At 65.1% G+C, this 8,748-nt stretch carries 7 protein-coding genes; all 7 read right to left on the reverse strand.

Going from position 1 to position 8,748, the window contains the following annotated elements; translation table 11 throughout:
* Window positions 1–11: 11 nt before the first annotated feature.
* A complete protein-coding gene (locus tag FQK05_RS26230; RefSeq protein WP_158970310.1) occupies window positions 12–848 on the reverse strand; it encodes an ATP-binding cassette domain-containing protein in 837 nt (278 codons plus the stop codon).
* Entirely contained in the window at window positions 841–1,689 is an 849-nt protein-coding gene (locus FQK05_RS26235; RefSeq protein ID WP_233270602.1) for an ABC transporter ATP-binding protein, read from the reverse strand. Before FQK05_RS26235 ends, FQK05_RS26230 begins: the two co-directional genes overlap by 8 nt.
* Window positions 1,686–2,588, reverse strand: coding sequence for an ABC transporter permease (locus FQK05_RS20335; RefSeq protein WP_158970312.1), 903 nt, complete (start codon window positions 2,586–2,588; stop codon window positions 1,686–1,688). The genes FQK05_RS26235 and FQK05_RS20335 overlap by 4 nt, the downstream gene beginning before the upstream one ends.
* Window positions 2,585–3,559, reverse strand: a complete 975-nt coding sequence (locus tag FQK05_RS20340) for an ABC transporter permease (protein ID WP_199252722.1) — start codon at window positions 3,557–3,559, stop codon at window positions 2,585–2,587. Before FQK05_RS20340 ends, FQK05_RS20335 begins: the two co-directional genes overlap by 4 nt.
* Window positions 3,560–3,563: 4 nt before the next feature.
* Window positions 3,564–5,165, reverse strand: coding sequence for an ABC transporter substrate-binding protein (locus FQK05_RS20345; protein ID WP_158970314.1), 1,602 nt, complete (start codon window positions 5,163–5,165; stop codon window positions 3,564–3,566).
* Window positions 5,166–5,192: 27 nt separating this feature from the next.
* Window positions 5,193–6,767 (reverse strand): serine hydrolase domain-containing protein, encoded by a 1,575-nt coding sequence (locus FQK05_RS20350; RefSeq protein ID WP_158970316.1) that lies wholly within the window; start codon window positions 6,765–6,767, stop codon window positions 5,193–5,195.
* Between the two features lie 509 nt (window positions 6,768–7,276).
* The coding region (locus tag FQK05_RS20355; protein WP_199252723.1) for an Orn/Lys/Arg family decarboxylase at window positions 7,277–8,748 on the reverse strand (1,472 nt) is incomplete at its 5' end.

Here is an 8,748-nt window from a genome sequence, read left to right on the forward strand (position 1 = left end):
CTTTCCGATCTTCAATGGATGGTGTCCTGCGCGGTGGGGCCCGCGGCCTGAAGCGCACGGCGGCGCTGGCCCGGAATCGCCGCGATCAGGCGGCGGGTGTAATCGGTTTGCGGTGCCCGGAAGACCTGATCGACAGGCCCCCATTCCACCAGCTGGCCGCGGTTCAGGACGCCCACCGTGCCGCACAGGTGATCGACCACCGACAGGTCGTGGCTGATGAACAGAAGCGACAGCCCCTGTTCGCGGATGATCCTGCGCAGAAGATCGAGCACCTGCGCCTGACTGGAGACATCCAGCGCCGAAACGGGTTCGTCCGCGATCAGCAGCTTCGGCCCCGGCGCCAGCGCGCGGGCGATGGCGATCCGCTGACGTTGGCCCCCGGAAAACTGGTGCGGGAACCGGTCCAGCCAGGCCGGGTCCAGCCCTACCTGATCCAGCAGTTCGACAGACCGGTCCAGGATCGCCCCACCCTTCAGGTCGGTGCAGGCCTTCAACGGCTCCGCCAACAGGTCCCGCACCCGCCAGCGCGGGTCGAGCGAGGCATAGGGGCTTTGGAACACCATCTGCACGTCCTGCCGGGCCGCGCGGAGTGTTTGCCCCTTCAGTCCCAGCCAGTCCCGCCCGTCGAAGGTGACGCTGCCCGACGTCGGATCGGTCAGGCGGGCGACGATCCGCCCGATGGTCGACTTGCCCGATCCGCTTTCGCCGACAAGGCCGAAGGCCTCGCCCTTGTGGATGCGGAAGCTGACATCGTCGACGGCCACCATGCTGCCTTTGGGGCGGAACAGGCCCCCCGGCAGGTCGAATTCGCGGCGCAGGCCGGTCACGTCCAGAAGCACGTCAGGCATGGGAGCCCCCGGATTGCACCGCCGCGACCTCGGCCGTGCGGAACTGGGGACGGGCGGCCAGAAGCTCCTGCGTATAGGGGTGCCGGGGTCGGATCAGGACGTCGTCCACCCGCCCGGCCTCGACGATCTTGCCATGGCGCATGACCACCACGTCGTCGCAGATATCGCCCACGACATCCAGGTCGTGGCTGATGAACAGCATCGCCATCTCGCGTTCGCGGATCAGGTCCTGCATCAGATCCAGGATCTGGGCCTGCACGGTGACGTCCAGCGCGGTGGTCGGTTCGTCCGCGATCAGCAGTTCGGGTTCCAGCGCGATGGCCGCCGCGATCACGATCCGCTGGCGCATCCCGCCCGACAATTCGTGCGGATAATTGTCGATCCGTTTGTCGGCATCGCGGATCCCGACCTGTTCCAAAAGGTCCAGCACGGCCGCCCGCCGCGCCTTTCTCGACATCTGCGGCCGGTGATATCGGAACATGTCGGCAATCTGGTCACCCACCCGCAGGACCGGGTTCAGCGTGGCCATCGCGTCCTGGAACACCATCGACACACGCTCGCCCCTTAGGCTGCGCCAGCCCTGGCCCTTCAGCTTTGCCAGGTCGGTCCCGGCGAACTTCATCTCGCCCCCGATCACCGCATGGGATGCCTCTGTCAGGCCCATGGCCGCCATCCCGATGGAAGACTTGCCCGATCCGCTTTCGCCCACGACGCCCAGCACGCGCCCCGCGCCCAAGGCAAAGCTGACGCCGTCGACCGCCCGGGTCAGCCCGCCGCGGCCCGGGTAGTCGATGGTCAGGTCACGGACCTGAAGCACGGGCATGCTTTCGGGGGCACTCATGTCCTTGTCCTTTCCAGCCGCGGATCGAAGTGATCGCGCATGAAGTCGCCGAAAAGGTTGATCCCGACCGAGGTCATCAGGACCGCGATCCCCGGAGCGATGACGATCCATGGCTGCTGGTAAAGATAGTCGCGCCCGTCCGCGATCATCATCCCCCAGGAAATCGTGGGCGGCTGGACGCCCAGGCCAAGGAAGGACAGCCCCGCCTCGGACAGGACCACAAGGGCCACGTCCAGCGTGGCGACCACCAGCATGGCGGGCAGGACGTTGGGCAGGACATGGGTCAGGATGATCCGCGCCCGCGACACACCCATGGTGATCGCGGCATCGATGTAATCGAGCTTGCGGATCCGCAGGGTTTCGCTTCGGACCACGCGGGCGAAGTTGATCCAGAAGCCCATGGACAGCGCCACGACAAGGGTCGTGAAACCCGGGCCCAGCACCGCCATGAAGATCAGCGCCAGCAGCAGGAAGGGAAAGGCCAGCTGGAAGTCCACAATGCGCATGATCACGGTATCCAGCCAGCCGCCGAAAAAGCCCGCAAGCGCGCCCAGAAGCGAACCGGCGACCAGCGCGATGGACACCACGATCACCGCCACCTGGACAGAGATGCGGGCACCCGCGATGGTCCTGCTCAGGATATCGCGGCCCATGTTGTCACCGCCCAGAAGGTGCTTGGCGGACCCGCCCTCCTGCCAGACTGTCGGGGCAAAGCGGGAAAACAGCGACTGGTGGACCGGATCGTGGGGCATGATCCAGGGGCCCGCAATCGCACAGAAAAGGATAAACAGGACCAGGATCAGGCCGCTCAGCCCCTTGGGGCTGCGGATCAGGGCCGACAGGAACCCGGTGCGTGTAGGCGAGACGCTGGACGGCAGGCTTGCGGTCTCGTCCGTCATGACCCGACCCTCGGGTCGATGATCCGGTAAAGCCCGTCGACGACAAGGTTCAGCGCAATGAAGAGCACGGCCGAGATCAGGACGACCCCCTGGATCACCGCATAGTCACGGTTGTGGATCGCATCGACCGCCAGCCGGCCGATCCCGGGCCAGGCAAAGACGTTTTCGATGACGACCGTGCCGGATAGAAGCGATCCGACCTGAAGCCCCAGCATGGTGACCACCGGCAGCAGCGCGTTCCGCAGCGCGTGGCGCAGGATGATGACCATCCGCGGGACACCCTTGGCCGTGGCGAAGGTGATATAGTCCTGCTCCAGCACCTCCAGCATGGCCGACCGGATCAGGCGCGCGTTCACGGCCACCAGCACGAAGCTAAGAGAGATTGCAGGCAACAGGAAATAGCGGATCGTCGTCACGAAACCGGCAAAATCCAGGGTGAACAACGCACCCAGAGCGGACCCGCGATAGCCGGACGCGGGAAGCATCCGCATGTCGACGGAAAACCACAGGATCATCATCACGGCCAGCAGGAAACTGGGCGTCGACACACCCAGAACGGCAACCACGGTGCCGCCGTAATCGACCCAGCTGCCCCGCTTCAGGGCGGTGACGACGCCAAGAGGCACGGCGAGGACAAGGCCGAAGACCATGGCCCAGAAGGCCAGTTCGGCGGTGGCGGGCACCCGTTCCAAGACCAGATCCGCCACCGGCATGTGCTGGCGCAGCGAGGTGCCGAGGTCGCCCTGAACGGCGCCCCCGAGATAGGCGATGTAATGTTCGAACACCGACCGGTTCAGACCCATCTGCTCCCGCAGACGGTCCAGATCCTCGACCGTCATGCTGGGGTCGCCGGCCGATATGATATCGACCGGGTCGCCCGGGATGAGCTTGATCAGCGAGGACACGACCAGCGTGACCCCCAGAAGGATGACGACCGACTGAAGCAGCCGCGGAAGCAGAAGGCGCAGCATCAGGTCAGGAAATGGTGATCTTTTCCGCCCGGACCGCGCCGCGGGCATCCATCACCGCCCCATGCACGTCAGACGCCACCACGCCAAAACTCATCGGCTCGTACAGCGGCTTCCACAGCGCGTCCTCGATCACCATGGCCTGAAGCTCGTCCAGCACCGCCTGCCGTTCGGCCGGAACCGCCAGCGTGCGCTGAAGCTCCAGCTTGGCATCGGTGCCTTCGGGCAGCTGGTGGACGAAGTTCAGCGAGCCGGTGGAATGGAAGCACATGAACATGATGTCCGCGTCCGAGAACGTGTAGGTCATCAGGTTCAGGTCGCCCTCGCCCGCGCGTGCCCGCTTGATCCAGTCGCCGACGGGCGTCAGGCCCAGCGACAGTTCCACGCCGACCTCGGCCAGCTGCGCCTGGATCACCTCGCAGGTGCGGCGGGTGATCGGTTCTTCCTTGGACAAGAGTTCCAGCTTCAGCGGCAGCTCGACCCCGGCTTCGGCCAGCAGGGCCTTTGCCTTTTCCGGATCGTAGCCATAGCCCATTTCCTTCGTCGCGGGCGAATAGCCCGGGATGGCGCTGGCGACCGGAGAGGTCGCGGGCACGGCCTGACCGTCGATCCCGAAGGCCACGACGACGTCGGTGTCGATGGCATGGGAAATCGCCTGCCGCACCCGGATGTCGTCCAGGGGCGCCATGTTCAGGTTGAACATCAGCGTGCAGCACCGTTCCGACGGGCGCTCCATCACGATCGCGTCGGGGTTGTCCTTCAGCCGGCCGATGGCGGTGACGGGGACCGATCCGCTGTTGAACATGGCGTTGATCTCGCCGGTTTCAAAGGCGGCCAGACGGGTCGTGTCCTCGGGGTACTGGATGAACTCGATCGCCTCGATCAGCGGGGGTTCATCGATGGGACCGTAAAGTTCGTTCCGGGCCAGCCGGATACCGCGGTCGGACGACCAGCTTTCGAACTTGAACGGACCTGCCGCGACGGGCGCGCGACCGAAGGCATCGCCTTCCTTTTCCACCGCCGCCTTAGACAGCGGGCCTGTATAGGGGTTCGACAGGCCCACGAAGACCGGGATGAACGCGTTTTCGAAGTTATAGGCGATGGTCAGGTCGTCCAGCACCTCGACATCGACCAGCGGGCCAAGCATCCCCTTCGACGGCGAAGCGGTCGCCGGATCCATGTGCCGCCGGACCGACCAGGCCACCGCCTCGGCATTCAGGGGTGTGCCGTCCTGGAACACCATGTCGGGCTTCAGCCTGAAGATCAGGGTCTTGTTCTCGTTGGTGAACTCCCAGCTTTCGGCGACGCCCGGGCCCAGGTTGCCGTCGACGTCGCGCTTGGCCATCGGTTCGACGATATAGGCCAGCGTGGCGGACGAGATCGACAGGTTGGTCTTCTGCGGATCCAGCGAATCCGGTTCGTCAGCACGACCGACGCGCAGCACGCCGGAACCGCCTTCGGCCCGGGCGATCCCCGGCAGGCCGGTCAGCGCCAGTGCCCCAAGGCTGGCGGCACCGCCCAGGAAGCCGCGACGGGATTGCACGAAAGATTTCAGATAGGCACGCGCGGCCGCATCGAACTCCTGCGGCGACATCTTTCTGGGGTCCATCGGGGTCATACTCTCTGTTTGTTGCGGTTACTGTTCGGTTGTCTTGAAGGTCAGGCCCTTGTTGCGGGCGGTATCCAGGACGAAACCGCCATCGACCGCCTGCAGCGCAGCCATCCATGGCACGGCGCGGGCCGGCGGCCCGTCTTTCGGCACCTCTCCGGCCCGCAGGATCCACAGATCGCGGTCCACGGCCGCGAGATGTCCGCGGAAAACGCCCTGGTCCGAGGTCAGCAGGAACCTTCCCTGCCGCAGGTCCGTGTCGATGGCCACGTCAAAGCCCTGCACGTCCTGGCGATAGCGCCCGGTCAGCGGCCGGGCCGCCTGCGCGTCGTCGGGTACGGGGGTGTAGGTCTGGGCCACACCGCAATAGTCGGCCGCGATCCCGGTATCGGTCGGCCTGTAATGGGCGCTGATCAATCCGGCCTCGCGCGCGGCGCCTTCGGGCGGCGTGCAGTCCAGCCGTTCGAAGACGGTCCCGGCCGACATCATCTGTTTCCCGCCGGCGTGGTCCCGAACCACCAGCACGTCGCGCCCGCCGTCCTGGCGATAGCGACCGGGCTTGAACGGCATCACCGGCGGTTCCGCATCGCCGAACCACAGATCGGCCACGCGCCGCACGGTCGCCAGCGGTTCCACCGTATCGCAATTGCCCAGAAGCACGACCGACAGGCCGTCATCGACGAAACGCCCGTTTTCCGACCGCCCCCCGGCAACGGAACCACCATGGCCAACGAAGCGCCGCCCGCGGTAATCGTGGATCACCAGCCCCATGCCATAGCCGCTGACCTGACCGCCAGGGAAGTGCGGCGGCGTCTGCATCCGCGCCAGCATCTCGGCCGTGCCGATCCGGGCGGTGTCGAAATTGTCCAGCCATAGCGCCGTGTCGTCGACAGTCGAGGCGATACCCCCTTCGCCGCCGATGGGCAGGCCCCAGTTGCGCTGAAACCAGCCTTCGGGGTCGGTGCAGTAGTGGCTGGCCAGCCCCGGCACCGCCAGCCCGTCCCAGCCCACCAGCAAGGTGTCGGCCATGCCCAGCGGGTCGAAGATCCGTTCTTTCAGGACATCGCCCAGAGGCTTGCCTTCGATCTTCTCGATCAGGTCGGACAGCAGGACGAAGCCGCTGTTGGAGTAACTGAGCGCCGAGCCGGGCGCGAAGTTCAGCGCTTCCTGCCGGGCGATCCGGTCGCGGGTCGCCTGACGCGTGCTGGGCGCATAGAGAGAGATGCCGGACAGGACCAGCGCCTGGAAATGATCGCGCCAGCCGCTGGTATTCGTCGCCAGATGGTACAGCGTCACCGGGTGGTCGAAGACCGGCAGTTCGGGAAAGTGCTTCTGCACCGGGTCGGACATGGACAGCTTGCCTTCGGCCTCCAGCATCAGGGCCAGAAGGACGGTGAACTGCTTGCTTTGCGACCCGATCCGGATGACCGACCTTCGGGTCAGCATCCGCCCGAAGGTCAGGCTTTCCGCACCCCAGGCATTGCAGAAAACCTCCTGCCCGTGGTGCCGGACCAGCAGCACGGCACCGGGGCTGTCCGGCCGGTCAAAGGCCGAAAACAGCGCGTTTATGTCATGGGCGAAGTCGGAAAGGTCTGTCGTCAAATCCCCAGGTCCAGGTCTGGTCGGCGCCGGCAGCCGGGTTCTGACGTCCGGGAAAGGCGGGCGCACCGTCCAACCGGATGAAAACAGTCACCAAACCCGCCTTCGCCCCGACAGTCATGCAAAGGCTGGCAAAATCCTGACACGGAGAAGGGTCGTCGCAAATCTGCAAAAAAGTCGGAACGAAATGACTAAAAGTCATGAGAGGTTCGAGGTCGTGCCGGATACTCTCCACGGCGCAGGCTTGGACGGCCTGCGACCTTCCACTTTCCTGTCGACGAAAAGGCATGCACAGGTCATCCGCGGGAATGGCAACACGGATTATGGGACGTTTTGCAGTCGGACTGGGCGCCCTTGGGCTGCTGGCACCTCTGCCGCGGAACAGGAAAGCGAAACCGCCAATGTCGCTTTGCCGCGGCACGAGATCCAGCAGTGAACCTGCCCCGGCCGACATGCCGGGCGTTCCGCCCGCCGGCACCCCGGCGGACGAACAGGCCCCCTGCCCGGCGCGGCTACTCCGCGACGCAGTCGGCGAAGTACCTGACTTCGCCGAATTCGCCTTCCTCGCGGACAAGGCCGTGGATGTCCGTTTCGAACCCCGGGCATTCGCGGGCGAAATCGCGGTTGAAGCGCAGGTAGTCGACGATGTTGCGGTTGAACACCTCTCCCGGGATCAGCAGCGGGATGCCCGGCGGATAGGGTGTGACCAGGCTGGTGGTGATCCGGCCCTCGATCTCGTCGATGGGCACGCGCTGGGTCTTGCGGCGGGCGATGTGGGAAAACGCCTCGGTCGGGGTCATGGCCGGGTGGTGGTCTGACAGGTAGATCTCTGTCGACAGACGGGCCACATCGTATTTTGCATAAAGCGCATGGACATGCTGGCACAGGTCCCGCAGTCCCATCCGTTCGTAGCGCGGCTGCTTGGCGCTGAATTCCGGCATGACCTTCCACAGGGGTTGGTTCCGGTCATAGTCGTCCTTGAACTGCTGCAGCGCGGCCACCAGCGTGTTCCACCGGCCCTTGGTGATGCCGATGGTGAACAGGATGAAGAAGCTGTAGAGCCCGGTCTTTTCCACCACCACGCCATGTTCGGCCAGGTATTTCGACACGATGGAGGCGGGGATGCCCGTCTCTTCGAAGCGGCCGTCGATGTTCAGACCCGGTGTGATCAGCGTGGCCTTGATCGGGTCCAGCATGTTGAAGCCGCGGGCCATGTCGCCGAAACCGTGCCACGCATCCTCGCCCGAGCTTTCGACACCTTCGCTGTCGGTGCGCTTCAATTCCCAGTCCTTGGTGCGGCCGATGCCTTCTTCGGCCAGCGCATCGGGACCCCAGACCTGGAACCACCAGTCGTTGCCGAATTCTTCGTCGACCTTGCGCATGGCGCGGCGGAAATCCAGCGCCTCCATCAGGCTTTCTTCCACCAGCGCGGTGCCGCCCGGCGGTTCCATCATCGCCGCCGCAACGTCGCAGCTGGCGATGATCGAATATTGCGGGCTCGTCGATGTGTGCATCAGGTAGGATTCGTTGAACAGGTGCCGGTCCAGCGGCACCTCCTGCGAATCCTGCACCAGGACGTGACTTGCCTGGCTGATCCCCGCCAGCAGCTTGTGGACCGACTGCGTGGCGAAGGTCAGCGAGTGCTTGGTCCGGGGCCGGTTCCGCCCCATCGCATGATAGGTGCCATAGAACGGGTGGAACGCCGCATGGGGCAGCCATGCCTCGTCGAAATGCAGGTTCTCGACATAGCCGTCCAGCAGGTCCTTGATCACTTCGGTGTTGTAAAGGACGCCGTCATAGGTCGACTGGGTCAGCGCCATGATCCGCGGCTTCACGGTTTCCGGGTCCACACCTTCCAGCAGCGGGTTCGCCGCGATCTTGGCCTTGATCGCCTCGGGCTCGAACTCGGTCCGCTGAATCGGGCCGATGATGCCCCAGCTGTTCCGCGTGGGCTTCAGGAAGACCGGAATGGCACCGGTCATGA

Source organism: Chachezhania sediminis (assembly GCF_009765275.1).
GTDB classification, from domain to species: domain Bacteria; phylum Pseudomonadota; class Alphaproteobacteria; order Rhodobacterales; family Rhodobacteraceae; genus Chachezhania; species Chachezhania sediminis.

Excerpts from the sequence above, each read along its gene's own strand:
- FQK05_RS20335 (WP_158970312.1), bottom strand. The coding sequence starts at position 2,588 with ATGACGGACGAGACCGCAAGCCTGCCGTCCAGCGTCTCGCCTACACGC.
- FQK05_RS26230 (WP_158970310.1), bottom strand. The coding sequence starts at position 848 with ATGCCTGACGTGCTTCTGGACGTGACCGGCCTGCGCCGCGAATTCGAC.
- FQK05_RS20340 (WP_199252722.1), bottom strand. The coding sequence starts at position 3,559 with ATGCTGCGCCTTCTGCTTCCGCGGCTGCTTCAGTCGGTCGTCATCCTT.
- FQK05_RS20345 (WP_158970314.1), bottom strand. The coding sequence starts at position 5,165 with ATGGACCCCAGAAAGATGTCGCCGCAGGAGTTCGATGCGGCCGCGCGT.
- FQK05_RS26235 (WP_233270602.1), bottom strand. The coding sequence starts at position 1,689 with ATGAGTGCCCCCGAAAGCATGCCCGTGCTTCAGGTCCGTGACCTGACC.